Below are 26,579 nucleotides of genomic sequence, written 5' to 3' on the forward strand. Positions count from 1 at the left end.
TATTTTTAATTTAAATAGTGACTCACTACCCAATAATCATACCTGCAATTGTTGCTGACATTAAAGAAGCAATAGTTCCTCCAATTAAAGCTTTCATTCCAAATTCTGATAATGTTTTACGTTGCCCTGGCGCTAAAGAACCGATACCACCAATTTGAATACCGATTGATGCAAAATTTGCAAATCCACATAACATATAAGTTGCCATAATAATCGACTTATTATACGTTAAATGTGTTGCGCTAGCAACATTCTTTAACTCTGCTAATTGGATATAACCAACAAACTCACTAGCTGCTAATTTTATACCTAATAACTGCCCCATTAAAGCCATATCTTCTTTTGCAACACCAATTAACCACATTAATGGTGCAAATACATATCCTAAAATTGCTTCTAATGAAAATTTAGCGTACGAAGTATTTTCAGCCATCCAAGTATTTAAAGTAGTAACATCTCCTACCCAACCTAAAATTCCATTTATCATGGCTATAAAAGCAATAAAAACTAATAACATTGCTGCTACATTCATTGCTAAATTTAATCCTTCTGTTGTTCCGTTTGCGATAGCATCTAAAATATTCGATCCTATTTTTTCAGATGAAACTTGCACATCTGTATTTACTTCTTCTGTTTGTGGGTATAAAATTTTAGATATAATAATTGCTCCTGGTGCTGCCATTACAGATGCTGCTAATAAATGTTTTGCATACATTAATCTTAATGCTTCATCATCTCCTCCTAAGAAACCAATGTAGGCTGCTAATACCGCTCCTGCAACCGTTGCCATACCACCAATCATTACCAATAACATCTCCGACTTATTCATTTTTTCTAAATAAGCCTTAATTAATAATGGTGCTTCTGTTTGACCTAAGAAAATATTTCCTGCTACAGATAAACTCTCTGCTCCAGATATTTTTAATCCTTTAGATAATAACCAAGCTAATCCTTTTACTACTTTCTGAATTAATCCTAAATAGAATAATAAAGAAGTTAAAGCTGAAAAGAAAATAATCGTTGGTAATACCTGAAAAGCAAAAATAAAACCGAAAGATCCCATATCAGCTACCAAACCACTAAATAAGAATTCACTACCTGCCCTTGTAAAATCTAATACACTTACAAATAAACCTCCTACAAATTCAAAAGCCTTTTGCACAAAAGGTATTTTTAAAACTCCAATTGCTATCAATAATTGAAAAGCCAAACCTAACCCTACTGTTTTCCAATCAATACTTTTTCTATTTGAACTGAATAAAAAAGCTACTATTAAAAGTACAATCATACCTAAAACCCCTCTCCAAAGACTACTCATAGAAAAACCTTGGCTAGGAACTATTTGGTTAGATGTTTCTGCTACAGCCTCTACAACTTCTTTAACTTCAGCAACTACTGGTACTGTATTAGAATCTTTAAACTTGTACAATACATTCTTTTCCGATAAGGTTAATGCGTCATCTGTTAATTCAACTACATTATAATAACGTACTGTATCGTTAGGCTGTTTGTAATTAAATATCAATAAATTATTTTGATGAATATAATTACCATTTGCTTGTAAACTATCTTTTGCTACAAGTGAGTAATTAAAATTTCCTTCAGTTAAATTTAAAACATCTGATGGATTGATAGCAACTACCGAACTACCATCTGTAGTAGTAATTGATGAAAAATTCCACTTCTTTTCAATGCTTTGACCAAAAGTTACCATTGATGCACAAAGCATTATGAAAATAAATAATTTCTTCATTACGTTTATTTTAATTTTTAAGATCGTTTGCTAATTTCGTCACGAATTTTTGCTGCTAGTTCATAGTTTTCATCAGCAACAGCTTCGTTTAATTGTTCGTTTAATTCTTGTAGTGATAAGTGACCATAACCACCTCCCTCAGAAGCTATTTCTTCTTCTAAAGAAAATTCTATTTCATCAGATTCTAGATCCTCTTCAATAGTTAACTCTTCATCCATTTTTAAATAAATACCTGCTTTATCTAAAATATTTTCAAAGGTAAAAATTGGCGCTTGAAAACGAACTGCTAATGCAATTGCATCAGATGTGCGTGTATCTATCACCTCTTCTATTCCATCTCTTATACAAGTTAAACTTGAGTAAAAAACACCATCAACCAATTTATGAATGATTACTTGCTTTACTTCTATAGAAAATCTATCAGCAAATGTTTTAAATAAATCGTGAGTAAGCGGTCTTGGTGGACGAATTTCTTTTTCTAAAGCTATCGCAATAGATTGAGCTTCAAAAGCTCCAATAATTATGGGAAGTGTTCTTGTTCCTTCCATTTCACTTAGCACTAATGCATAAGCTCCACTTTGGGTTTGGCTATATGAAATCCCCTTAATAGTTAGTTTAATTAAACTCATGTATCAATCGTCATAAATAACAAAAAGCTGTCTAATTTTAGGCGCTACGCTTAAAATTTAGACAGCCTTTTTATATGGGCACAATTTACTAAAAATTATGAGTACATCTCTAATTTATAGAAAAAGAAAAATTACCCAGTAAAATTACGCTTGTTTAAAAGCTTTTAACTTCTCTACTAATTGAGGTACAACTTCAAAAGCATCACCAACAATACCATAATCTGCAGCCTTAAAGAAAGGTGCTTCAGCATCTGTATTGATAACTACTTTTACTTTTGATGCATTGATACCTGCTAAATGCTGAATTGCCCCAGAAATACCTATTGCAATATATAAGTTAGACGCCACTGGCTTACCAGTTTGACCTACGTGCTCACTGTGAGGACGCCATCCTAAATCTGATACTGGTTTAGAACAAGCAGTAGCTGCTCCTAAAACATCAGCTAATTCTTCAATCATTCCCCAGTTTTCAGGTCCTTTCATTCCTCTACCAGCAGAAACAACGATATCTGCATCTGCAATAGTAACAGTACCTGTAGCTTTACTAATACTTTCTGATTTCACTCCTAATTCTGGTAAAGTAGCATCAAATGACTCAGTTGAACCTGACACTGCATTTTCATGAGCTCCATATGAGTTTTTAGCAACTCCAACTACTTTTTTCTCTGTTGAAATTTCAGTATTGTTAAATCCTTTATTTGAAAAAGCTTTTCTTTTTACTACAAATGGACTTGTGCTACTTGGCAATGCAACTGTGTTTGAAGCATATCCTGCATCTAAAGCTACCGCTACTAATGGACCAACTGTTAATCCGTCAATACTAGAATCAACAACAACAACATTTGAACCTTTTGCAACAGCAACTTGTTTAATAACTGAAGCGTATGCTTTTGCATTAAAAGAAGTTAAATCGCTTTTAACCTCTACAACTTTTTCAGCTCCGTAAGCGTATAACTCTGATGCATCTCCTCCATTAATGGTTAATACAACCATTTCACTACCTAATTGCTCAGCTACTTTTTTTCCGTATGAAACTACTTCAAACGCAGTTTTTTTAAATTTTCCTTCCGATGAATCGGCAAAAACTAATACAGACATATTTTTATTTTTTTATGTTACTAAGAGAGTACTCTTAATAAACTTGATTTAAATTTTATAATTAAATTGCTTTTGCTTCGTTGTGTAATAAGTCGATTAACTCATCAACAGTATCCACTAACTTTACAGCACCTTTTTCAGCAGGCTTCTCGAAATTTTGAGTAGAAGTACTTGCTGCTACATCTGTTGGCTCAACAACTGATAACGGCTTCTTACGTGCCATCATAATTCCACGCATATTAGGAATACGTAAATCTTTTTCTTCTACAATTCCTTTTTGACCAGCAACAACCATTGGTAATGTTGAAGAAACTTTCTCTTCTCCTCCATCTATTTCTCTATCTAAAGTTACATTAGACCCATCTACCTCAACCCCAACACATGCATTTACAAAATTGAAGTCTACTAAAGAAGCTAACATCCCAGGAACCATTTGTCCATTATAATCTGCAGATTCTTTACCAGCTAACACTAAATCATACCCTCCATTTTTTACAACTTCAGCTAATTCTTTAGCAACCATAAATCCATCAGTAGGCTCAGCATTTACACGAATTGCATCATCTGCACCAATCGCTAAAGCTTTACGTAAAGTTGGCTCAGTTGATGCTCCTCCAACATTTACAACAGTTACACTTGCACCTTGTTTTTCTTTAAACCACATTGCGCGAGTTAAACTAAACTCATCATAAGGGTTAATAACATATTGAACTCCATTCGTATCAAATTTTGTGTCATTATCAGTAAAGTTGATCTTCGAAGTAGTATCAGGTACGTGACTGATACAAACTAATATTTTCATATATTGTTGTTTTTAAGAAACTTAATTTTGTGCGACGAAGTTACGTCTTTTTTTTAATTTACTATGCATGCATAGTAAATTTTTTATTTGTATCTAGTTATCTAACATTAAGGCACAAATGTAATTAATCATTTTTGTTTAAGTTAAAAAACTATTTATTCATCCTAAATTTATTATTTTTGCACTCTTGATAAACAACTACTTATTAAACGTATGAAAACAATACAATTTAGAGAAGCTATTTGCGAAGCTATGAGTGAGGAAATGCGAAGAGATGAAAGCATTTACTTAATGGGTGAAGAAGTAGCTGAATATAATGGAGCCTACAAAGCTTCGAAAGGAATGTTAGACGAATTTGGAGCAAAAAGAGTTATTGACACTCCTATCGCTGAATTAGGTTTTGGAGGTATTGCTGTTGGTTCTGCAATGAACGGAAATAGACCTATCGTTGAATACATGACTTTTAATTTCTCTTTAGTTGGTATTGATCAAATAATCAATAATGCAGCTAAAATTCGCCAAATGAGTGGTGGTCAATTTAACTGTCCAATTGTATTTAGAGGTCCTACAGCATCAGCTGGTCAATTAGCTGCAACGCACTCTCAAGCTTTTGAAAGCTGGTTTGCTAACTGCCCTGGATTAAAAGTAATTGTACCTTCTAATCCATATGACGCAAAAGGTTTATTAAAAGCTGCAATTCGTGATGACGATCCAGTAATCTTTATGGAGTCTGAACAGATGTATGGTGATAAGATGGAGGTTCCAGAAGGAGAATACATTATACCTATTGGTGTTGCAGATATTAAAAGAGCAGGAACTGATGTAACTGTAGTTTCTTTTGGTAAGATTATAAAAGAAGCATATAAAGCTGCTGATGAATTAGCTAAAGAAGGTATTTCAATAGAAATTATTGATTTACGTACTGTACGTCCGATGGATCATAATGCAATTTTAGAATCAGTAAAGAAAACAAATCGACTAGTAATTTTAGAAGAAGCATGGCCTTTCGGAAGTGTATCTTCAGAAATTACCTTTAGGGTTCAAGACGAAGCATTTGATTATTTAGATGCTCCAATAAAAAGAATCACAACTGCAGATACACCAGCGCCATATTCTCCTGTTTTATTAGAAGAATGGTTACCAAACGCTAATGATGTTGTTAAAGCGGTTAAAGAAGTAATGTACCGTAAATAAAAAATAAACAAGCAATTTGTAAAAACCAAAATCCTTTTGACCACTTGTCAAAAGGATTTTGTACTACTAAAAAGATGAAAAAGATACTAATCCTCACACTTCTACTGATTGCCAGCTCATTACAAGCCCAATTAACTTTAAAAGGTAAAGTAGTTGACGAATTTAACAATCCGATGCCATATGTAAATGTTTTTATGAAAAACACTACTTATGGAACTACTACAGATGACAATGGGAAATTCTTTTTAAAGACAAAAAAATACAGAGGAACTCTAGAAATTTCATTCATCGGTTTTCAAACACAAACTTTAAAAGTTAGTCAAAAAACAAAATTCTTAAATGTTGTTCTTAAAGAAGGAACCAATCAATTAGAGGAAGTAATAATAGTAAACAAACCTAAGAAACGTCTAAAGAAAAAAGAAAATCCTGCGTATCGAATTTTAAAAGAAATTTGGAAACGTAAAAGAAAAAACGGTTTAGATTTAGTTGATTATTATCAATATAAAAAACATACGAGTATCGAAATTGGACTTAACAATCTAGACACTTTGTTTTTAAAAAAAATCTTCAAAAAAGAATATAAAGAAGCAATTACCCAAGTAAAATACGACAGTGATGGTATTAACTATTACGTACCTATTTTCCTTAATGAAGAGGTTTCTAAAGTGTATGGAGACAATATAAATGGAAACATTAGAAAAGATGTTGAGGCAGAAAAAAAAGAAGGGTTAGGAGCTCAAGGTTTTGTTTTTGATAGAATGTCCAATACCTTTCAAAACATCGATGTTTTTAAAAACAACATCACCTTATTAAGAAAGTCTTTTGTAAGCCCTTTATCTACTGATGGATTTGCAACATACGACTATGTACTTTACGACAGTATTGTAGACAACAAAAAGAAACTTTACAATGTTTATTTCTTTCCTATTAGAGATGGAGATTTAGCTTTTCAAGGAAATTTTTGGGTAGCAGACAAAACATTCTCTATCAAGAAACTTAAAATGAAAGTTCATAAAAGCATTAACTTAAACTTTGTGCGTGGACTTTCTTTTGAAAAAGAATTTGAAGTTAGAAACGACAGTATCTACTTACCTACAAAAAATGCATATGAAGGCGATTTCACTCTTGTTGACAAGAATGAAAGCAACAAAGGACTAACTATTAAAAAGACTATCACTTTTGAAGATTATGTATTAGACAAACCTCTTGCTAAAAATTTCTACACACAAGAAATTACTAAAATAAGGCCAGATCAATACGAAAAAGATGATACTTATTGGAAAACTACCATTAGTGATGAAAATAAATCAACTTATCAATTGATTAATGAAGTTAAAGAAAAGAAGCAAATAAAAAATATTACTGGTTTAATCAACACTGTTGCGAGTGGATATATCAACACTAAAATGGGAGTTCAATTTGGACCACTTTGGACAACTTTTGCAAGTAACCAAGTAGAAGGATTTAGAGCTAAAATAGGTTTTAGAACTTTTAAAACAAAAGATGATCGTTTCCGTTTAAGTGGACATTTAGCCTATGGTTTTAAAGATAAAAAAATAAAATACGGAGCAGAAGGACGTTATTTACTTTCATACAAACCAAGAATTGCTGTAGGAGCAGCTTATCAAAAAGACATTGAACAATTAGGAAGTACTTTATTAAACACCACCCAGCTTTTAGGAGGAAGTTTTGGTACAACGGCATTATTCAATAGAGGAGACAACTTTTATTTATCTAATGTAGAGAAAGTTGCTACTAATTTCGACTACCAAGTTAAAATGAATTTTCATATTGGACTTAACTTCTCACATGCAAAAATAAAATCTGCATCTAAAGAGAATTTCTCTATGGACTATCTTGATAATAATGGCATTATTCAATCTGAAATCACAGACGTTGCTTCAGACCTATATATTTCATATACACCTGGAAGGTTTGTTTATGGTCTTGGAGTTGAAAGACGTTTTGGAAGAAACATATTCCCTACTCTAGTTCTTAATTATCGTAGAGGTTACAAAGGTCTTTTTAATGGTACTCATGATTATGACAAGCTTCAATTTAAATACAACCAACCTATTTTACTAAGTAAATTTGGAATTTTCGATGCTACTTTTGAGGCCGGTAAAACATTTGGAAACGTACCTATTGGATTACTAAGTGTAGTACCTGCTAACCAATCATTTTCTTTAGTTAAAGATACTTTTGCCTTGTTAAACTATTATGATTTTGTAACTGATACGTATTTAGCAACGCACTTCGAACATCATTTTAATGGCTTTATTTTAAACAGAATTCCTTTGCTTAAAAAATTAAAACTGCGAAGTTTATTAACATTTAGGGCTGCTTATGGAACGATTTCAAATGAAAACATTGCTATAAATAGATCAAATGTAATCTACAACTCACCTAACAAAGTATATTATGAATATGGTGTAGGTTTAGAAAATATTGGATACGGAAACCTTAGATTTCTTAGAATTGATGCTATCTGGAGAAGCAACTATACACCACCTACAGGGTCAATTGTAGCACCAACTCCAAAATTTGCTATTCGTATAGGAATTAGACCTGGCTTATAATCATTGATTTAACAATAAAATAACCTGTATTTTTCCTTTTAAAATATTAATAAATTACTACTTTTGCAATCCGATTTTAGAAACGAAGAAAAGCAAGTAATATGACTGCAAAAGAAAGAAAAACAGTAGATGTTTTAATAGAGATACCGAAAGGTAGTAGAAATAAATACGAATACGATTTTGATTTAGGTAAAATACGTTTCGACAGAATGTTATTTTCATCAATGATGTACCCTGGAGATTACGGATTTATTCCAAAAACTTTAGCTTTAGATGGTGACCCATTAGATGTTTTAGTTTTAGGCGCTGAACCAACTTTCCCAATGTGTGTTATGGAAGTAAAACCTATCGGTGTTTTCCATATGGCAGACGAAAAAGGACCAGACGAAAAAATAATTTGTGTACCAACTACTGATCCTATTTGGAATAGTTATAACGATCTTGCTGACTTAAATCCGCACAGAGTAAAAGAGATTACTCACTTCTTTCAAGTATATAAAGATTTAGAAAAAAAGAAGGTTGATATTGGTGCTTGGGGTGATGCTAACGAAGCTTATGAAATTTTAGATAAGTGTATCGAACGTTACGAAAATAGCGAACATAAAACCAACGGAGACTTTACTATATAATTAGTGATTTTTCTCAATAAATTTCAAAAACCTCTCAGGACACTCTGAGAGTTTTTTTTGTTTAGTTATTGATTTTGTTATATTTACGAACACTTATAACTAATCTAATAACTTAAACATGAAACAAAACATGATGTATTTGCCAATCATTTTGGCAATTTTAGGACTTATTTTTATGTACATAAAAATGGTCTGGGTGAAAAAACAAGATGCAGGAAGTGACAAAATGCAATCCATTTCAAAAAGTATCAAAGAAGGAGCTCTTGCTTTTTTAGCCGCAGAATATCGATTATTATTAATCTTCGTTGCTATTGCCTCAGTAGCACTTTTTATCATATCAAAATTAGTAGACACAACAAGCTGGATGATTGTTCCTGCATTTATTATAGGAGCTATTTTTTCTGCCTTAGCAGGAAACATAGGAATGCGTATTGCAACTGATGCAAATGCAAGAACAGCCGAAGCTGCAAAAACAAGTTTGCCAGAAGCCTTAAAAGTATCTTTTGGAGGCGGAACAGTAATGGGACTTGGAGTTGCTGGTTTAGCCGTTTTAGGATTGAGTTTATTCTTTATTTTCTTTACCAACCAATTTATGGGAGGAGATGGCTCTTTTTACGAAAACATGACGGTCGTTTTAGAGGCTTTAGCTGGTTTCTCACTAGGGGCAGAATCAATTGCATTGTTTGCCCGTGTTGGTGGAGGTATCTATACCAAAGCTGCCGATGTAGGAGCCGATTTAGTAGGTAAAGTAGAAGCAGGAATTCCAGAAGATGACCCACGCAATCCTGCTACAATTGCAGATAATGTTGGTGATAATGTTGGTGATGTTGCTGGTATGGGGGCCGATTTATTTGGTTCGTACGTTGCAACTGTTTTAGCTGCAATGGTACTAGGAAATTATGTAATTAGAGATATGTCTACGACTACTCAATTTACTGATGGTTTTAATAATATGGGACCTATCCTATTACCTTTAGTAATTGCAGGAGTTGGTATTGTAGCATCTATCATAGGAACATTCTTAGTTGGAATTAAAGATAACTCAGCAAAAGAAGCTGAAGTACAAAAAGCATTAGATACGGGTAACTGGGCTTCAATATTATTAACATTAGCTGCAAGTTATTTCTTAATTGACTGGATGCTACCAGAAACTATGCAAATGAGTTTTTTTGGAGAAGGAATTAGAGATGTTTCTTCAATAAACGTATTCTGGTCTGCATGTATCGGTTTGGCAGTTGGAGCATTAATTTCAATGGTTACTGCGTATTATACAAGTTTAGGTAAAAAACCAGTGATGAGTATAGTTCAAAATAGTGCAACAGGAGCTGGAACAAATCTTATTGCAGGTTTAGCTGTAGGAATGAAGTCTACTTTTTTATCAGTTATTTTATTTGCTGCTGCTATTTATGGCTCATATTATTTTGCAGGGTTTTATGGAGTAGCTTTAGCTGCATCTGCAATGATGGCAACCACAGCTATGCAATTAGCAATTGATGCTTTCGGACCAATTGCAGATAATGCAGGTGGAGTTGCAGAAATGAGTGAATTAGAAGATCACGTTCGTGAACGTACAGATATTTTAGACTCTGTTGGTAATACAACTGCCGCAGTAGGCAAAGGTTTCGCAATTGCTTCTGCTGCATTAACTGCTTTAGCTTTATTTGCTGCTTATGTAACATTTACCGGAATTGACGGAATAAATATTTTTAAAGCAGATGTATTAGCAATGTTATTTGTTGGAGGAATGATTCCTGTAGTTTTTTCTGCTTTAGCAATGGAATCAGTAGGAAAAGCTGCCATGGAAATGGTACATGAAGTACGTCGCCAATTTAGAGAAATTCCTGGGATTATGGAAGGAACAGGAACTCCAGAATATGCAAAATGTGTTGATATATCAACGAAAGCTGCATTAAAAGAAATGATTTTACCAGGTTTAATTACCATCATCACTCCTATTTTAATTGGATTAATTTTTGGTGCAGAACCTTTAGGTGGCTACATGGCTGGCGTTTGTGTATCTGGTGTTATGTGGGCAATCTTCCAAAATAATGCTGGTGGTGCTTGGGATAACGCTAAAAAATCTTTTGAAGCTGGTGTAGAAATTAACGGAGAAATGACTTATAAAGGTTCTGACGCACATAAAGCTGCTGTAACTGGTGATACAGTTGGTGATCCTTTTAAAGACACTTCTGGACCTTCAATGAATATTTTAATTAAATTAACTTGTTTAGTTGGTTTAGTTATCGCTCCTTTATTAGGAAATCATGGTGCAACAGAACATGCTACTAACGAAATCAAAAAAGAAGTTCGAGTTGAAATGAAATCTATTGATGGAGATATGGCAAAAGCTACCATTACAACATCTACGACTAAGGATGGAAAAACAGTTACTAACATCCAAAAACTTGAAGGTACTGCTGAAGAGATTGAAGCAAAAGCCAAAGAAGCTGGAGAAATAGTTTCAGTAAATGTAAAAAAAGAAGCTAAAACTATCGAAGTAGAAGTTGAAAAGAAAGAATAACTCTTTCAATTTTATAAAACTAAACCCGATAGCATTATTTCTATCGGGTTTCTTATTTTTGTACGATGTCGAAAAGAACCCAACGTAATTTTGAAATAGAAAATCCAGAAGAATTTAAGCAGAAATTATTCTCATGGTCAAAGCAGTTTGAAACAGCTCTTTGGTTAGATTCTAATAATTACGAACAAAAATATGCTTCATTCGATTGTTGTTTGGCTGTTGATGAATTCACATCTATAAAAACTGATTATCATGGCGCTTTCGACAAGCTAAAAGAGTATCAATCATACACCAAAGATTATCTTTTCGGATATATTTCTTACGATGTAAAAAATGATGTTGAGAAATTAACTTCAAATAATTTTGATGGGTTGCATTTTCCTGATTTGTATTTCTTTCAGCCGCAAAAAGTAATCTTTATAAAGGGTAATATTGTTGAGTTTCATTACTTACAAATGATTGATGACGAATTAGAAGAAGATTTTGAAGAAATCCATGGAATCAACACCAAAATAACTTTTGATGAATTATCTGAGGAGAACAATCTAAAAATTAAGCTTCGAATTCATAAAGACGAATATCACCAAAAAGTAACAAAGGTTTTAGAGCATATTCATAGAGGTGATATTTACGAAGCTAATTTCTGTCAAGAGTTTTATGCTGAGAACACAACTATCAATCCGCATGAAATTTATCAACATTTAAATAAAATTTCCGAACCTCCTTTTGCAACTTTTTTCAGACACGAAAACTTATATTTATTATCTGCAACTCCAGAACGTTATATAAAAAAGGAAGGAGCAAAAATTATATCTCAACCTATTAAAGGAACCGCTAAACGCTTGATTGATAAAATTGAAGACGATAAAATTGCGTTCGACTTAGCTCGTGATGAAAAAGAACGATCGGAAAATATTATGATTGTAGATCTGGTTCGTAACGATTTATCAAGAACCGCAAAGAAAGGTAGTGTCCAGGTAGAAGAATTATGCAAGGTATATTCATTTAAGCAAGTCCATCAAATGATTTCTACTATAACTTCTGAAGTTGAATCGACAACGCACCCTGTAGATATTATAAAAGACACTTTTCCTATGGGAAGCATGACTGGTGCTCCAAAAATATCAGCAATGAAAATCATTGAAGAGTTGGAAGAAACCAAACGCGGACTCTATTCTGGAACCGTTGGTTATTTTACTCCAAATGGAGATTTTGATTTTAATGTGGTTATTAGAAGTATTTTATACAATACTGAAGAAAAATACGTTTCTTATTCTGTAGGTGGAGCAATTACTGCTAAGTCTACTCCCGAAAAAGAATATGAAGAATGTCTTTTAAAAGCTAAGGCTATGAAATATGTTCTTTTAAACAACTAATAAAACTTAATTATATTTATCCTATGAAAAATATCTGTAAATCTTTAACTATAATAATATTCTTGATTATTGGAATTGCTTGTAAAACCAACAAATATTCATTTGTAAATGAATACCCAGTAAAGCAACTACCACTAATTGACAGTACTAATTTTAGTAATCATGTTGAAGGAAAACTTTTAAGTAAAGAAGAGCAAAAATTATTAAAATTACCTTCAATATTTGAAGATCAATTAAATAATGAAAAAGCAAAAATCGGAATTTCATACCTTCCTAAAATATCTGACAACTTTCAATCTGTAGTATTCTATTTTTATCCAAATAATGTAGAAATAATTTCAATGCTAGTTAACTACGATAAGGATTTTACTATTATTAATAGTCAAGTTTTAGCTTATGATGAAATTACTGATGGTATGCTAAAAACTACTTCGAAGCTTGATAAAAATAGAATTGAGTTAACAGAGTATATTTCTGACAATCCATCTACACTGTATTTTAAAATCTCAAATGACGGAAATATTAGTAGAGAATAAGATTGTATATAATCTATTTTACTAAATTCAAACTAGTTTCTTTATATTTACTATATGATGATTATAGAACAAGAAGAAAAATTTAATCATGTACTTTCTAAAATAGAAGGAACACCTAATGAACAGATTTTTTTCAATACCTTTTTAGAGGAATATCCAGAAGATTGGAAACAACTTAAAATTACGTTTTCAAAATTTAATAGAAGTAAACAATTCGGTAAAACCATCCCATTACCAAAACCAGAAGTTTCTTTGCGTAAAGAAATTAGAGTTTGGTTAAAAAAGCAATAAACTATGACACATCACGAGTTTAATTTCAATTATCATAAGACTGATTTCTACGGTCAATATTGGCAACCTGAAAAAGTTGAAGCGGTTGTAGTTATTGTTCACGGAATGGGAGAACATTCGGGGCGCTACGAACATGTTGCAAAAAAACTAACTGATAATAATTTTGGCGTAATTGCTTTTGATCATTTCGGACATGGTAAAACTACTGGAAAACGAGGGCATAATCCGAGTTACGATGCTGTTTTAAATAGTGTTTCTAAACTAATTGATAAAGCAAAAGATGTTTTTGGTGATAAACCAATGTTCTTATACGGTCATTCGATGGGAGGAAATACCGTAATTAACTATGTTTTAAGAAAGGATAATTCTTTAAACGGTGTAATTGCTACAAGTCCGATGTTAAAATTAGCTTTCCAACCTCCAGCATGGAAACTTACCGCAGGGAAATTAATGCAAAAAATTGTACCTTCAATTACTTTACCAAGTGAGCTAGATGCTACTCATATTTCTCGTATTAAAGAAGAAGTAGATAATTACATCAATGATACGTTAGTACACGACAAAATAAGTCCAAATTTCTCATTATCTTTCTTTGATGCCGCAGATTGGGCGATAGAAAATGCTTCAGATCTTAAAATTCCAATGTATTTATTACATGGAACTGACGATAAAATAATTGATTATAAAGGAACAGAAACATTCGCTAACAACTCTAACAAAGCAACTTTAAAGCTTTATGAAGGAGGCTATCATGAATTACACAATGATTTATGCAAAGAGGAAATGCTAAACGACATAGTGAATTGGTTGAAACAAAGAACTTTTAACTAAACCTATAGTTCATTTTACTATATTGCATAAAATTTATAAAAGATAACTATGAAGAAAATTATTTTTGTATTAATAGTTTTAACTATTATTTCATGTAACAAAGAAGAAAAAAATTACGTTTTATTTTCAGGTAAAATTGAAAACCCAAACAGCAATTTATTATCAATCATTAATAGCTCAAATAAAAAAGTAAGAGAAATAACTGTATCAGATACAGGTGTGTTTTCTGATACAATTTTTGATGCTAACGGTTATTTCAGGTTTTCAGACAGTAAAGAAAGTTCTTCAATCTATTTAAAAGATGGTTACGACATCACTTTAAATATGAATGCTAAGGAATTTGACGAAACAATAACTTATACAGGTAAGGGAAGTAATGAGAATAATTTTTTAGCTCAAAAATACTTAACCATAGAAAAGTATGGTAGCCCAACAAAATTATTTTTATTAGAAGAAGCTAATTACTTAAACAAAATTAACGATCAAAAAACAGAGTTATTAAACTCTTTAAGTAGTGATTTAGATAATGATTTTGTCGAGTCTGAAAAAACAAATTTAAAATATGATCATATTTTAAAAGCTAAGCAATATGAAAGAGCTCATGCATACTTTACTAAAAACAAAGACTTTAAAGTTTCTAAAAACTTTCCTGACTTAGCTAAAGATTTAAAATATGACAATGAAAAAGATTATAAAACATCCTCTGCATACAAAAACTTAGTAGGTAGAAATTTTTATAAAACTGTAAGAGAAAAATCAGAAAAAGATAGTATTCCGTTTCAAGAAGCTGCTATTGCATTCATTGAAAATGTAAAAAGCCCTGAAATTAAAAACGGATTATTAACTAGTGTAGCTCGTGATGTTTCTTCTGGAAACCCAAAATCTGGAGATTTATATGAATCAATAATGAGACTTTCAACTGACGAAGATTTCAAAACCAAATTAACTGAGAAATATAATTTAATTAAAAAATTAGCTAAAGGTAGTGAGTCTCCAACTTTTGAAAATTATGAAAATTATGCTGGTGGTACTACTTCTTTAAATGATCTTAAGGGTAAATATGTTTATGTAGATGTTTGGGCAACTTGGTGTGGACCATGTAAAAGAGAAATTCCATCTTTAAAAAAGATTGAAAAACAATACCATGATAAAAACATTGAGTTTGTAAGTATTTCTATTGATGTTAAAAAAGATCATAATCTTTGGACGGAAATGGTAAAAGAAAAAGAACTTACAGGAGTTCAATTATTTTCTGACAACGATTGGAATTCTAAATTTGTGAAAGGATATGGTATTAATAGCATACCTCGCTTTATCTTAATTGATCCTGATGGAAAGATTATTAATGCAAACGCTCCAAGACCATCAAACAAAGCTTTGATTGAACTATTTAATGAATTAAATATTTAATAATCGCATAAATCAAATAATAACAAAACCCTTTTAAGTTAATTTAAAAGGGTTTTGAATTACCAAGATGTATTTAACAGGATTTGCAAAACATATTAATTCTAATTTTTCTTTTCTAAAAGAAAAAAAACTTCTGATTGCAATTTCAGGAGGAATAGATAGTGTTGTTTTAACTCATTTATTACATCAATTAAAATACAATATTTCTTTAGCGCATTGTAATTTTCAGCTAAGAGGAAAAGAAAGCGATTTAGACGAGGTGTTTATTAAAAACTTAAGTAAAGATCTTTCTATTAAAGCATATACTACTCAATTTAAAACAGAACAATTTGCCAAAGAGCTTAAATTATCAACGCAGCTAGCCGCAAGAAAATTACGATACGATTGGTTTTATGAATTAACTCAAGAATATGACTTCGATTATATTTTAACAGCTCATCATGCAGATGACAACTTAGAAACTTTTTTAATCAATTTAACAAGAGGTACGGGGCTAGAAGGTTTAACAGGTATTCCTGTTATAAATGATAAAATTGTGAGGCCTCTGTTAGCTTTTTCTCAAGAAGAAATAAATAATTACGCTACAAAAAACAATATTCAATGGCGAGAAGATGCTAGTAATGCTGAAACTAAATATTTAAGAAATAAAATAAGGCACGAAATAATTCCATCTTTAAAAGAATTAAATCCTAGTTTATTAGAATCTTTTACAAAAACATCAGCTTTTCTTAAGCAATCTCAACAAATTGTAAATGACAAAATAAAAGAGGTTTACGAAGAAATTATTTCAGAAGATCGTGGAATTTTAAAAATAAACATTTCTAAATTAGTGCAGTTGTCTAATCCAAAAGCATATTTATATCAATTATTAAAAGACTATAAATTTACAGAATGGAATGATGTTTATCATCTAATTTACGCTCAATCAGGTAAGAAAGTGTCAACAAATTTGCATACTTTGTTGAAAGACAGAGATTTTTTATTACTTTTACGCACTGATAAAAAAAGCCCTTCTAATCAAGAGCCAATTATCATTAATAAAGAAAACACCAGGATAACAAACCCAATCAACTTGTTATTCGAAAACGTTCACCAACAAAAAAAAATCAATACAAATAGCATTTATGTTGATAAAAATTTGTTAAATTACCCGCTCTCTCTAAGAAAATGGAGGGAAGGAGATTACTTTTATCCATCAGGAATGATCGGGAAAAAGAAGATTAGCAAGTATTTTAAAGACGAAAAATTATCTGTTTTTGATAAAGAAAATATTTGGTTGCTTTGTTCAAATGACGACAAAATCATTTGGGTTGTAGGAAAAAGACAAGACAAACGTTTTTTTCCCACAAGTAAAACAACCGAATTATTAAAAATGAGCATTTAAAAACAACCCCTTATAAACTAACTCGAATGAAAAAATTCTTTACTCTATTTTTATTATTCATAGGTTTAGCTGTTTATTCTCAATCGGATGACAACCCTATAGTAGTAACTCCTACTGTCGAAAAAATCTCAGATACTGAGTACGATTTAATTTTTGATTTAGAAATCGCTGATGACTGGCATTTATATTCACAATATAATCCAGAAGACGCTTCATTACCAATGACTATTTCTCCAGCAGAAGGTCAAACAGGTTTTACTGTTGATGGTAAAGCAAAAGAAAGTGAAACCGAAACTGAATTCAGTGAAATTTGGGGGAAAGACGAAATTTTCTTTGTTGAAGAAGGTAAATTAATACAACGTATTACTGTTACTGATCCAAGTTTAACTCAAGTAACACTTAATTTAGACGCACAAGTTTGTAAAGAATATTGTTTACCTTTCGATGAAGATTTTACATTTTCTTTAACTGGCGGTGTTGTTGAACAAACGGTTGCAGAGGTAGATGATAAAAGTAAATCTTTGTCTCAAACATTAAATCTTAACTTAAAAAATACAGTTTTACTAAAAAGTACAACTGAAAAAAGTGTTGAAGAAAAAGAAGGAGATTCTTTATTAAACATTTTCTTGTTAGGTTTTGTTGGTGGTTTATTAGCATTTTTAACTCCATGTGTATTCCCAATGGTTCCTTTAACTGTATCATTCTTTACTAAAAGAACTGAGAAAAAAGGAAAAGGTGTTGGAAGTGCATTATTATATGGATTCTTTATCGTATTAATTTACGGACTTTTAAGTTTACCATTCCACTATTTAGATACATTAGATCCAGAGATTTTAAATACTATTTCAACTAACGTATGGTTAAATGTATTTTTCTTTGCAGTATTAATATTCTTTGCAGGATCGTTCTTTGGATTCTACGAATTAACATTACCAAGCTCTTGGAGTAATAAAGCAGATAGCGCATCTAACGTTGGAGGTATCATCGGTACATTCTTTATGGCGTTAACATTAGCAATTGTATCATTCTCTTGTACTGGTCCTATCTTAGGTTCATTATTAGCAGGTTCTTTAGGATCTAGCGGTGGAGCGATGCAATTATCAGCTGGTATGATTGGTTTTGGAGCTGCATTAGCATTACCTTTTGCTTTATTTGCAATGTTCCCAGGATGGTTAAACTCTTTACCAAAATCTGGTGGATGGTTAAATACAGTTAAAGTTATTTTAGGTTTCTTAGAATTAGCTTTTGCTTTCAAATTCTTATCAAACGCTGATTTAGTAGGTCACTGGGATTTATTAAAAAGAGAAATCTTTATTGGTATTTGGGTATTAATTGCATTTTTAGCAGCATTATATTTATTCGGGTTTATCGGTAAGAAATATGGAAAAATATCTTTCTTTAGAGTATTATTAGGTCTTTTAGCTTTAGGATTCGCTATATACTTAGCTCCTGGAGTTATGCAAAAACCAGCTTGGAATCAAAACAAATTATTAAGTGGATTTGCGCCACCTCAATTTCATAGTATCTATCAAAAAGACAACAAATGTCCATTAGGATTAAATTGTTTCAAAGATTTTGATGAAGGTATTGCTTACGCAAAATCAGTTAACAAACCAGTATTATTAGACTTTACTGGATGGGCATGTGTTAACTGTCGTAAAATGGAAGAAAACATTTGGAGTCAACCAGATATCTATTCATTAATTAATGATGATTACGTATTAATTTCATTATACGTTGATGACCACGAAAGAAAATTACCAGAAGAAGAGCAGTTCGATTTTATTAAGCCAAACGGTAAAGTAAAAAGAATTAGAACTTATGGTGATAAGTGGGCTACATTACAGGCAGCTAACTTTAAAACTGCTTCTCAACCATTTTATGTATTAATGAGTCCAAACTTAGAGGTACTTAATACACCTCAACAATATTCAGATCATTCAACTTATTACGATTGGTTAAAAACTGGTTTAGACCGTTATAACGATAACTAATAAGCACTAAATATTTTAAAAAAGCCTCTTAATTAAGAGGCTTTTTTTTATATCTTGACATCAAAAAAAGTATGAGTCCGGAATCAATTATCAGTATTTTCTTAGGAATTGGTTTAGCAGCTTCGGTTGGTTTTAGAGTATTTTTACCCCTTTTCGCGTTAAGTTTAGCTGGATATTACAATATCATTCCTTTAAATGAAAGCTGGAGTTGGGTAGCAAGTTCTTCCGCAATTATTACTTTAGGAATTGCCACTGTTTTAGAAATTTTCGCGTACTATATTCCTTGGTTCGATAATTTGTTAGACACCATAGCTATCCCACTAGCAGCTATTGCAGGTACTGCAGTAATGGTTTCTACCGTTGCCGATTTATCTCCTGTAATTACTTGGGCTTTAGCTATTATTGCTGGAGGGGGAACTGCGTCAGCTATAAAAGGAACGACAGCTTCTACTCGACTCGCTTCCACTGCTTCAACAGCTGGCGTGGCAAATCCAGTAATTTCAACTATTGAAACAGGAACTGCAATGGTAATGTCTGCCTTTTCCATTTTCATTCCAATTGTTGCTATTTTTCTAGTCGTTTTAATTTTCTTTATTATTAGAAAAATTTATAAATCACTTTTCTCATCTGCAAAGAAAAACACCTCTAATTAAACAGCTTTAAACTCATTATATTTTTCTCTATCTTTAACAGAAAGAGAAAGTTATGCTTGTAAAAGTTTATGGAAGTGCTGTTTTTGGCATTGAAGCAACCACAATAACTGTTGAAGTAAATATTGATAAAGGTATCGGTTATCATTTAGTCGGATTACCTGATAATGCTGTTAAAGAAAGTTCGTATCGAATTTCAGCTGCATTAAATAATAATGGATACAAACTACCCGGAAAGAAAATAATCATCAATATGGCTCCTGCTGACATTAAAAAAGAAGGTGCTTCTTACGATGTTACAATCGCTATGGGTATCCTCGCTGCATCCAAACAAATACAATCAGAAAATATAGCTGATTATATTATTATGGGAGAATTATCTCTTGATGGAAGTTTACAGCCTATTAAAGGTGCATTACCCATTGCTATAAAAGCCAGAGAAGATGGATTTAAACACTTTATATTACCTAGAGAAAATGCTAAAGAAGCGGCAATTGTAAATGATTTAAAAGTTTACGGGGTTGATAATATTATGCAAGTAATCAATCATTTCAATCAAGAAGAGTTACTTGAACCTACAATTGTTGATACGCGTGCTGAGTTTTATAAACATATTGACTTTCCTGAGTTTGATTTTTCCGATGTAAAAGGGCAAGAAAGTATAAAACGCTGTATGGAAATCGCAGCAGCTGGTGGACATAATATTATATTAATAGGTCCACCTGGAGCTGGAAAAACTATGTTAGCAAAACGACTCCCCTCTATACTACCACCAATGACATTACATGAAGCTTTAGAAACAACCAAGATTCATTCAGTTGTTGGTAAAGTGTCTAATTCAGGATTAATGTATCAACGTCCATTTCGTAGCCCACATCATTCTTCCTCAGACATCGCTTTAATTGGCGGCGGAAATAATTTACCGCAACCAGGAGAAATTTCATTAGCACATAATGGAGTATTATTTTTAGATGAACTTCCAGAATTTAAAAGAGGAGCTTTAGAAGTTATGCGACAACCATTAGAAGATAGAGAAGTAACGATATCTAGAGCTCGATTTACAGTAAATTACCCTAGCAGTTTTATGTTAGTAGCAAGTATGAATCCAAGTCCGTCTGGTTATTTTAACGATGCCGATTCACCAATGACCTCCTCTCCTGCTGAAATGCAGCGCTATTTAAGTAAAATTTCTGGACCTTTGCTAGATCGTATAGATATCCATATTGAAGTAACTCCTGTTCCTTTTGAAAAACTAACCGAAGAACGAAAAGGAGAAACATCTATTGAAATTAGAAAGCGAGTAACCGCTGCTAGAGAAATTCAAACAGGAAGATTTAAAGAATTTGAAAACATCCATTACAATGCGCAAATGAGTGTAAAACAAATTCGTGAATTCTGTAAATTATCCGAAGAAAGTAAAACCTTATTAAAAACAGCAATGGAGAAATTAAATCTATCTGCCAGAGCCTATGATAGGATACTAAAAGTTTCTCGCACTATAGCAGATTTAGCTTCTTCAAAAAACATCGCATCAGATCATATTGCTGAAGCTATTCAGTATAGAAGTTTAGATAGAGAGGGCTGGTTAGGTTAAATAGTTAAAAAACTTTTCTGTAACTTAAAAATTAGTAATTTAGTAAGCTATTAAAGTAATAATTAAACTTACAACTAATGAAAAAAATAGTTTGCTTAATGGCTGTTGCCATTGCAATGGTTTCTTGTAAAAAAGAACAAAATGACTTTGTTACTTTTTCAGGTAAAATAACCAATAAAAATTCTGATTCAGTCGTTATTTCTAATCCTCAATTTAAATTTAAAAGAGTAATTAAAATTGATGAGAACGGAATGTTTAAAGATACCATGAATGTAAAAGATGGTTTTTACCGTTTGTTTGATGGTGGAGAATATGCTACTTTATATTTAAAAAATGGAGCTGACATCAATATGACTCTTGACACAAAAGAGTTTTCTAAAACACTTACTTATAATGGTGTAGGTGCTGACGAAAGTAATTTTATCGCAAAATCATCTTTATTACAAAAAGAATTATTTAAAGATAAAAACCTTTTTACTTTACCTAAAGAAGAATTCGACACTAAGATTAATGCATTTGTTGATGGGTTTAACAAAAGAATCGAAGAAACTAAATTAGATTCTGCTTTTGTTGCTTTTCAAAAGAAAAACATTACTGGGTTAAAAAAATACTTAGACAAAACACACGCAGATAAATTATACTTAGCTACAAAATTGGCTAAAGGTTCTGAGTCGCCAAAGTTTGTTGACTATGAAAACTATAAAGGAGGAACAACTTCTTTAGATGATTTAAAAGGTAAATATGTGTATATTGATATGTGGGCAACTTGGTGTAATCCTTGTAAAAAAGAAATTCCTTTCTTACAAAAAGTTGAAAAACAATACCATGGAAAAAATATTGAATTCGTAAGTATTTCAGTTGATCAAGAAAGAGATTATGAAACTTGGAAAAAAATGGTGGCTGATAAAAACTTAAGCGGAGTTCAGCTATACTCTAAAAGAGATAAGAATTTTTCTGGAGCTTATAGAGTAAATAGTATTCCTCGTTTTATCTTAATTGACCCTCAAGGAAATATTGTAGATGCCAATGCACCTAGACCATCTAGCCCAAAACTAATTGAGTTATTTGATTCTTTAAAAATATAATTGATTATAATTTAGTCAATAAAAAATCCCGCAACTTAGTTGCGGGATTTTTGTTTATAGTCATTACTAAATCTTAGTATCTGTAATGTTCAGGCTTATATGGTCCTTCAACAGTTACACCAATATATGAAGCTTGTTCTTCACGTAACTCTGTTAATTCAACACCAATTTTAGCTAAGTGTAATTTTGCTACTTTTTCATCTAAATGCTTAGGTAACATATATACATCATTTTTATAGGCATCAGCATTGTTCCATAATTCAATCTGAGCTAATGTTTGATTTGTAAATGAGTTAGACATTACAAAACTTGGGTGTCCAGTTGCACAACCTAAATTTACTAAACGCCCTTCAGCTAAAATGATAATATCATTTCCGTTTACGTTATACTTATCAACTTGAGGCTTAATAGTATCTTTAGTATCACCAAAGTTACCATTTAACCAAGCCATGTCAATTTCATTATCAAAGTGACCAATGTTACAAACAATAGCTTTGTCTTTCATTGCTTCGAAATGACGTCCTTGAACGATATCTTTATTTCCAGTAGTAGTAATAATAATATCAGAATTACCAACAACTGTTTCTAATTTCTTTACTTCAAAACCGTCCATTGCAGCTTGTAACGCACAAATAGGGTCAATTTCTGTAACAGTAACAATAGAACCCGCACCTTTAAAAGAAGCAGCTGTACCTTTACCTACATCACCATAACCACAAACAGTTACACGCTTACCTGCTAACATAATATCAGTAGCTCTACGAATCGCATCAACTGCAGATTCTTTACATCCATATTTGTTATCAAACTTAGACTTCGTAACAGAGTCGTTAACGTTAATTGCTGGCATTGGTAAAGTTCCGTTTTTAACTCTTTCGTATAAACGGTGAACTCCTGTAGTAGTTTCTTCTGATAAACCGTTGATTCCTTCAGCTAACTCAGGGTACTTATCTAACACCATGTTTGTTAAATCTCCACCATCATCTAAAATCATGTTTAATGGTTGCTTATCTTCACCAAAGAATAAAGTTTGCTCGATACACCAATCAAACTCTTCTTCAGTCATATCTTTCCATGCATAAACTGGCGTTCCAGCAGCAGCGATTGCAGCAGCAGCCTGATCTTGTGTAGAAAAAATATTACAAGAACTCCAAGTAACCTCAGCTCCTAAAGCTTGTAAAGTTTCAATTAAAACCGCAGTTTGAATCGTCATGTGTAAACATCCTGCAATTCTTGCACCTTTTAATGGTTGCTCATCTTTATATTCTTCTCTTAAAGACATTAATCCTGGCATTTCAGCTTCTGCCAATTCAATCTCTTTTCTCCCCCAATCAGCTAAAGAGATATCTTTAACTTTAAAAGGTACGTATGTAGCGGTATTTGTGCTCATATTTATGTATATTTATGTATCTAAATTTTTGAGTCGCAAAATTACGAAATAACTTTCTAAAATATGCCTATTCACAAAACATTAACGACAAACAATAACTCTAAAGTATTGATTTGGAAGATAGAAGAATCTTTTGAAGATTTATCGGATGGAATAGTACTTTCTAAAAATAGCCAAAACAGAGTAGATAATATGAAATCTGACTTGCACAGGAGAGGCTTTTTAAGTGTTCGTCATTTATTAAAAGAAGTCGGTTATACCGATGCTGATTTGGTATATGATGAATATGGGAAGCCTCATTTAAAAGATGGTAAATTTATTTCGATTACACATTCGTTTACTTTTTCAGGCATCATTATTTCTGATGAAAAACCTGTTGGAATAGACATTGAAAAACAACGTGATAAAATTGTAAAGATTGCGCATAAATTTACGCCCATCGAGGAATATAAGTCAATTGCGAATCACGATGCTTTGGTAAGTAAACTGACTATAGTTTGGGGGGCTAAGGAGAGTTTATATAAGATTTACGGAAAGAAAAAGTTACTCTTTTTGGAGAATATTTACATAGAAGATTTTTCGTTTGACACTAATAAAACTACGGGTAAAATATTATATGAAGGACAAACCTCTGAATATGATATTCAGTTTTTAGAAACTGAAGGTTTTACATGTGTATATGTTTCCTAAAAATCTTATCTTTTTAAAATTTCGTAGTATATCTTAGTCCATTATCTTTGCTTCTCTAATTTATACTTTCTATGAAAATATCTGTTGAGTTAACTTTAACTCCTCTCCAAAATGAATTCGAAGAACCAATAATCAATTTTATTAAAAAGTTAAGAGCATCAGACTTAACTGTACTTGAAAATCCATTAAGTACACAAGTGTATGGTGAATATGATAAAGTAATGCAGATCTTAACTACCGAAATAAAAGAAGCCTTTGAATTGATAGATAAAGGTTTATTATTAATGAAAATTGTAAAATCTGATCGTAGCGACTATGAACCAACTTTTTGATTTCCTTTTCGGGCAATATGCCAACTCTTCAACGATTGATATTACTTTAGAAATAATCGCAGTAATCTTTGGTTTTCTTTCTGTTTGGTTTTCAAAACAGAATAAAATTTGGGTGTTTCCTACTGGGCTAATTAGTACATCCATCTTTGTATATCTTCTTTTAAAATGGGGACTTTTAGGTGATATGATGATTAATGGGTACTACTTTATTATGAGCCTTTATGGTTGGTATATTTGGACACGTAAAGTTGATGCTACTCACGTTACACCAATTTCTAGAACAACACTTAAAGAAAAAAAGACAAGTGTTATCATTTTTTTAAGCACGCTTGTTTTTGTGTACGCTGTTTACACTTATTTTGACAAATGGAACAATTGGACCGCTTATGTTGATACCGTTACTACCGCAATTTTCTTTGTTGGAATGTGGTTGATGGCAAAGCGAAAAATAGAAAACTGGATTTATTGGATTATCGGAGATATTATTTCTGTCCCGTTATATTTTTATAAAGGATTTACATTTTCGAGTTTTCAGTATTTAATATTTACCTTTATAGCCATTCAAGGATATTTAGCATGGAAAAAAAGCTTAGACAAAAAAGCATCAACCTTGTAAAAGTTGTTTTATTTGGTCCAGAAAGCACAGGTAAAACTACGCTCTCTCGTCAACTTGCACGTCATTACAATACGGTTTGGGCTCCAGAATTTGCTCGTGATTATTTGCAAGAAAAATGGAATAACGAACGTAAAATTTGTGAGCAAGAAGATATTCTTCCGATTGCTGAAGGTCAAATTCAATTAGAAAACGATTTAGCTAAAAAAGCTGATAAGTTATTAATTTGTGATACTGATTTATTAGAGACCAAAGTATATTCTGAAGAATATTATGGCGGATTTGTAGATCCATTACTTGACAAAGCAGCAGTTGCAAACAGCTACGATATTTATTTTTTAACCTATATAGATACTCCTTGGGAAGAAGACGATTTACGTGATCGCCCTGAACAGAGGCTTGAAATGTTTAATGCCTTTGAAAACACTTTAAAAAAATACAATCGTCCGTATGTTTTATTAAAAGGAAACAAAGAAACGCGTTTTAAAAAAGCGACTGAAATTATTGATAAACTAATCGCCTCGAAGGAAAATTTATACTCGTATTCTGATACTTTGATTGATCTAGATTTACATTTCCTACACCAAAATACGGATGTAAGTAACCTACCTACTTAATTGTGAATAAAGAAATTTTATTTAAAGAATTACAATTTAAAGCTGTTCGAAGTTCTGGCGCTGGTGGACAACATGTAAACAAAGTATCATCAAAAGTAGAATTGTTTTTTAACGTTTTACTTTCTGAAGGTTTAACTGATGAAGAGAAAATAGTACTTCAAAAAAAAATAAAAAATCGACTTAACAAAGAAGGCATCTTATTATTATCAAGTGGAGAAACTCGTTCTCAACACAGAAATAAAGAACTGGTTATAAAACGTTTTTTTGAATTAATTACCTCAAGCTTAATCAAGAAAAAAATACGAAAAGCTTCCAAACCAACAAAGGCATCAATAAAAAGAAAGGCTGAAAATAAAAAGCGAAATGCGCTTAAGAAAGTTCTACGAAAAAAGCCTAATATAGATTAAGCATTTGTTTTTTCGACAACCTAGATAAAAATTATTGCTTCTTTGTGTTCTATTCTAAAAATCTGTTATACATTTGCAGCGTTCTCGTAAAGGGGTGCCTAATATCGGCTGAGATCATACCCAATGAACCTAGAACAGGTAATGCTGTTTAGGGATTGTGAACGTAAAGAAAAC

At 31.9% G+C, this 26,579-nt stretch carries 24 protein-coding genes; 19 read left to right on the forward strand and 5 right to left on the reverse strand.

Going from position 1 to position 26,579, the window contains the following annotated elements:
• Positions 1-25: 25 nt before the first annotated feature.
• From H3Z83_RS05725 to H3Z83_RS05740, 4 genes are all read right to left on the reverse strand, one after another.
• Complete coding sequence (locus H3Z83_RS05725; protein WP_182124525.1) at positions 26-1,753, reverse strand: NupC/NupG family nucleoside CNT transporter; 1,728 nt, start codon at positions 1,751-1,753, stop codon at positions 26-28.
• 17 nt (positions 1,754-1,770) lie between these two features.
• On the reverse strand, positions 1,771-2,382 hold the full coding sequence (locus H3Z83_RS05730; protein ID WP_182124526.1) for a bifunctional nuclease family protein: 612 nt from the start codon (positions 2,380-2,382) through the stop codon (positions 1,771-1,773).
• 144 nt (positions 2,383-2,526) lie between these two features.
• Positions 2,527-3,480, reverse strand: a complete 954-nt coding sequence (locus H3Z83_RS05735) for an electron transfer flavoprotein subunit alpha/FixB family protein (RefSeq protein ID WP_182124527.1) — start codon at positions 3,478-3,480, stop codon at positions 2,527-2,529.
• A gap of 61 nt (positions 3,481-3,541) precedes the next feature.
• Positions 3,542-4,282 (reverse strand): electron transfer flavoprotein subunit beta/FixA family protein, encoded by a 741-nt coding sequence (locus H3Z83_RS05740; protein ID WP_182124528.1) that lies wholly within the window; start codon positions 4,280-4,282, stop codon positions 3,542-3,544.
• 213 nt (positions 4,283-4,495) lie between these two features.
• Here H3Z83_RS05740 and H3Z83_RS05745 point away from each other — a divergent pair, with 213 nt between their 5' ends.
• From H3Z83_RS05745 to H3Z83_RS05810, 14 genes are all read left to right on the forward strand, one after another.
• A complete protein-coding gene (locus H3Z83_RS05745; RefSeq protein WP_182124529.1) occupies positions 4,496-5,476 on the forward strand; it encodes a pyruvate dehydrogenase complex E1 component subunit beta in 981 nt (326 codons plus the stop codon).
• Positions 5,477-5,550: 74 nt separating this feature from the next.
• Positions 5,551-8,055 carry a DUF5686 family protein gene (locus tag H3Z83_RS05750; RefSeq protein WP_182124530.1) on the forward strand — a complete coding sequence of 835 codons (2,505 nt, stop codon included), beginning with the start codon at positions 5,551-5,553 and terminating at the stop codon, positions 8,053-8,055.
• A gap of 101 nt (positions 8,056-8,156) precedes the next feature.
• The gene (locus H3Z83_RS05755) at positions 8,157-8,684 is read left to right on the forward strand and encodes an inorganic diphosphatase (protein WP_182124531.1); all 528 of its coding nucleotides are present in this window, start codon (positions 8,157-8,159) and stop codon (positions 8,682-8,684) included.
• Between the two features lie 118 nt (positions 8,685-8,802).
• Complete coding sequence (locus tag H3Z83_RS05760; RefSeq protein WP_182124532.1) at positions 8,803-11,205, forward strand: sodium-translocating pyrophosphatase; 2,403 nt, start codon at positions 8,803-8,805, stop codon at positions 11,203-11,205.
• A gap of 65 nt (positions 11,206-11,270) precedes the next feature.
• On the forward strand, positions 11,271-12,581 hold the full coding sequence (pabB, locus tag H3Z83_RS05765; protein ID WP_182124533.1) for an aminodeoxychorismate synthase component I: 1,311 nt from the start codon (positions 11,271-11,273) through the stop codon (positions 12,579-12,581).
• Positions 12,582-12,604: 23 nt separating this feature from the next.
• Entirely contained in the window at positions 12,605-13,117 is a 513-nt protein-coding gene (locus H3Z83_RS05770; protein ID WP_182124534.1) for a hypothetical protein, read from the forward strand.
• A 54-nt stretch (positions 13,118-13,171) separates the two neighbouring features.
• Complete coding sequence (locus H3Z83_RS05775; protein WP_317167217.1) at positions 13,172-13,408, forward strand: hypothetical protein; 237 nt, start codon at positions 13,172-13,174, stop codon at positions 13,406-13,408.
• A 3-nt stretch (positions 13,409-13,411) separates the two neighbouring features.
• The gene (locus H3Z83_RS05780) at positions 13,412-14,239 is read left to right on the forward strand and encodes an alpha/beta hydrolase (RefSeq protein ID WP_182124535.1); all 828 of its coding nucleotides are present in this window, start codon (positions 13,412-13,414) and stop codon (positions 14,237-14,239) included.
• A 48-nt stretch (positions 14,240-14,287) separates the two neighbouring features.
• The gene (locus H3Z83_RS05785; RefSeq protein ID WP_182124536.1) at positions 14,288-15,649 is read left to right on the forward strand and encodes a TlpA family protein disulfide reductase; all 1,362 of its coding nucleotides are present in this window, start codon (positions 14,288-14,290) and stop codon (positions 15,647-15,649) included.
• A gap of 67 nt (positions 15,650-15,716) precedes the next feature.
• The gene (gene tilS, locus H3Z83_RS05790) at positions 15,717-17,033 is read left to right on the forward strand and encodes a tRNA lysidine(34) synthetase TilS (protein ID WP_182124537.1); all 1,317 of its coding nucleotides are present in this window, start codon (positions 15,717-15,719) and stop codon (positions 17,031-17,033) included.
• A 26-nt stretch (positions 17,034-17,059) separates the two neighbouring features.
• Positions 17,060-19,027: a protein-disulfide reductase DsbD family protein gene (locus H3Z83_RS05795; RefSeq protein ID WP_182124538.1), complete on the forward strand. Its 1,968-nt coding sequence runs from the start codon at positions 17,060-17,062 to the stop codon at positions 19,025-19,027.
• 71 nt (positions 19,028-19,098) lie between these two features.
• On the forward strand, positions 19,099-19,680 hold the full coding sequence (locus H3Z83_RS05800) for a DUF4126 domain-containing protein (protein ID WP_182124539.1): 582 nt from the start codon (positions 19,099-19,101) through the stop codon (positions 19,678-19,680).
• A 52-nt stretch (positions 19,681-19,732) separates the two neighbouring features.
• Positions 19,733-21,271: a YifB family Mg chelatase-like AAA ATPase gene (locus tag H3Z83_RS05805; RefSeq protein ID WP_182124540.1), complete on the forward strand. Its 1,539-nt coding sequence runs from the start codon at positions 19,733-19,735 to the stop codon at positions 21,269-21,271.
• Between the two features lie 77 nt (positions 21,272-21,348).
• Entirely contained in the window at positions 21,349-22,356 is a 1,008-nt protein-coding gene (locus H3Z83_RS05810; protein WP_182124541.1) for a TlpA family protein disulfide reductase, read from the forward strand.
• Between the two features lie 73 nt (positions 22,357-22,429).
• On the opposite strand, the gene ahcY is transcribed toward H3Z83_RS05810, so the two are convergent.
• Entirely contained in the window at positions 22,430-23,746 is a 1,317-nt protein-coding gene (ahcY, locus tag H3Z83_RS05815; protein ID WP_182124542.1) for an adenosylhomocysteinase, read from the reverse strand.
• Between the two features lie 63 nt (positions 23,747-23,809).
• On the opposite strand from ahcY, the gene H3Z83_RS05820 reads away from it, so the two are divergent.
• The 5 genes from H3Z83_RS05820 to arfB all read left to right on the forward strand — a co-directional run bounded on the left by H3Z83_RS05820 (position 23,810) and on the right by arfB (position 26,405).
• Positions 23,810-24,436, forward strand: coding sequence for a 4'-phosphopantetheinyl transferase family protein (locus H3Z83_RS05820; RefSeq protein ID WP_182124543.1), 627 nt, complete (start codon positions 23,810-23,812; stop codon positions 24,434-24,436).
• Between the two features lie 71 nt (positions 24,437-24,507).
• Positions 24,508-24,768 carry a thiamine-binding protein gene (locus H3Z83_RS05825; RefSeq protein ID WP_182124544.1) on the forward strand — a complete coding sequence of 87 codons (261 nt, stop codon included), beginning with the start codon at positions 24,508-24,510 and terminating at the stop codon, positions 24,766-24,768.
• Entirely contained in the window at positions 24,752-25,384 is a 633-nt protein-coding gene (gene pnuC / locus H3Z83_RS05830; protein ID WP_182124545.1) for a nicotinamide riboside transporter PnuC, read from the forward strand. The genes H3Z83_RS05825 and pnuC overlap by 17 nt, the downstream gene beginning before the upstream one ends.
• Complete coding sequence (locus H3Z83_RS05835; RefSeq protein WP_182124546.1) at positions 25,345-25,998, forward strand: AAA family ATPase; 654 nt, start codon at positions 25,345-25,347, stop codon at positions 25,996-25,998. The genes pnuC and H3Z83_RS05835 overlap by 40 nt, the downstream gene beginning before the upstream one ends.
• A 2-nt stretch (positions 25,999-26,000) precedes the next feature.
• Positions 26,001-26,405 carry an alternative ribosome rescue aminoacyl-tRNA hydrolase ArfB gene (arfB, locus tag H3Z83_RS05840; RefSeq protein WP_182124547.1) on the forward strand — a complete coding sequence of 135 codons (405 nt, stop codon included), beginning with the start codon at positions 26,001-26,003 and terminating at the stop codon, positions 26,403-26,405.
• Positions 26,406-26,579: the final 174 nt, after the last annotated feature.

This window comes from Tenacibaculum pelagium (assembly GCF_014062345.1).
Classification (GTDB): domain Bacteria; phylum Bacteroidota; class Bacteroidia; order Flavobacteriales; family Flavobacteriaceae; genus Polaribacter; species Polaribacter pelagius.

Bases quoted from the DNA above. Each gene is read 5' to 3' on its own strand.
- H3Z83_RS05725 (WP_182124525.1), bottom strand. From the start codon at position 1,753: ATGAAGAAATTATTTATTTTCATAATGCTTTGTGCATCAATGGTAACT.
- H3Z83_RS05730 (WP_182124526.1), bottom strand. From the start codon at position 2,382: ATGAGTTTAATTAAACTAACTATTAAGGGGATTTCATATAGCCAAACC.
- H3Z83_RS05735 (WP_182124527.1), bottom strand. From the start codon at position 3,480: ATGTCTGTATTAGTTTTTGCCGATTCATCGGAAGGAAAATTTAAAAAA.
- H3Z83_RS05740 (WP_182124528.1), bottom strand. From the start codon at position 4,282: ATGAAAATATTAGTTTGTATCAGTCACGTACCTGATACTACTTCGAAG.
- H3Z83_RS05745 (WP_182124529.1), top strand. From the start codon at position 4,496: ATGAAAACAATACAATTTAGAGAAGCTATTTGCGAAGCTATGAGTGAG.
- H3Z83_RS05750 (WP_182124530.1), top strand. From the start codon at position 5,551: ATGAAAAAGATACTAATCCTCACACTTCTACTGATTGCCAGCTCATTA.
- H3Z83_RS05755 (WP_182124531.1), top strand. From the start codon at position 8,157: ATGACTGCAAAAGAAAGAAAAACAGTAGATGTTTTAATAGAGATACCG.
- H3Z83_RS05760 (WP_182124532.1), top strand. From the start codon at position 8,803: ATGAAACAAAACATGATGTATTTGCCAATCATTTTGGCAATTTTAGGA.
- pabB (WP_182124533.1), top strand. From the start codon at position 11,271: ATGTCGAAAAGAACCCAACGTAATTTTGAAATAGAAAATCCAGAAGAA.
- H3Z83_RS05770 (WP_182124534.1), top strand. From the start codon at position 12,605: ATGAAAAATATCTGTAAATCTTTAACTATAATAATATTCTTGATTATT.
- H3Z83_RS05775 (WP_317167217.1), top strand. From the start codon at position 13,172: ATGATGATTATAGAACAAGAAGAAAAATTTAATCATGTACTTTCTAAA.
- H3Z83_RS05780 (WP_182124535.1), top strand. From the start codon at position 13,412: ATGACACATCACGAGTTTAATTTCAATTATCATAAGACTGATTTCTAC.
- H3Z83_RS05785 (WP_182124536.1), top strand. From the start codon at position 14,288: ATGAAGAAAATTATTTTTGTATTAATAGTTTTAACTATTATTTCATGT.
- tilS (WP_182124537.1), top strand. From the start codon at position 15,717: ATGTATTTAACAGGATTTGCAAAACATATTAATTCTAATTTTTCTTTT.
- H3Z83_RS05795 (WP_182124538.1), top strand. From the start codon at position 17,060: ATGAAAAAATTCTTTACTCTATTTTTATTATTCATAGGTTTAGCTGTT.
- H3Z83_RS05800 (WP_182124539.1), top strand. From the start codon at position 19,099: ATGAGTCCGGAATCAATTATCAGTATTTTCTTAGGAATTGGTTTAGCA.
- H3Z83_RS05805 (WP_182124540.1), top strand. From the start codon at position 19,733: ATGCTTGTAAAAGTTTATGGAAGTGCTGTTTTTGGCATTGAAGCAACC.
- H3Z83_RS05810 (WP_182124541.1), top strand. From the start codon at position 21,349: ATGAAAAAAATAGTTTGCTTAATGGCTGTTGCCATTGCAATGGTTTCT.
- ahcY (WP_182124542.1), bottom strand. From the start codon at position 23,746: ATGAGCACAAATACCGCTACATACGTACCTTTTAAAGTTAAAGATATC.
- H3Z83_RS05820 (WP_182124543.1), top strand. From the start codon at position 23,810: ATGCCTATTCACAAAACATTAACGACAAACAATAACTCTAAAGTATTG.
- H3Z83_RS05825 (WP_182124544.1), top strand. From the start codon at position 24,508: ATGAAAATATCTGTTGAGTTAACTTTAACTCCTCTCCAAAATGAATTC.
- pnuC (WP_182124545.1), top strand. From the start codon at position 24,752: ATGAACCAACTTTTTGATTTCCTTTTCGGGCAATATGCCAACTCTTCA.
- H3Z83_RS05835 (WP_182124546.1), top strand. From the start codon at position 25,345: ATGGAAAAAAAGCTTAGACAAAAAAGCATCAACCTTGTAAAAGTTGTT.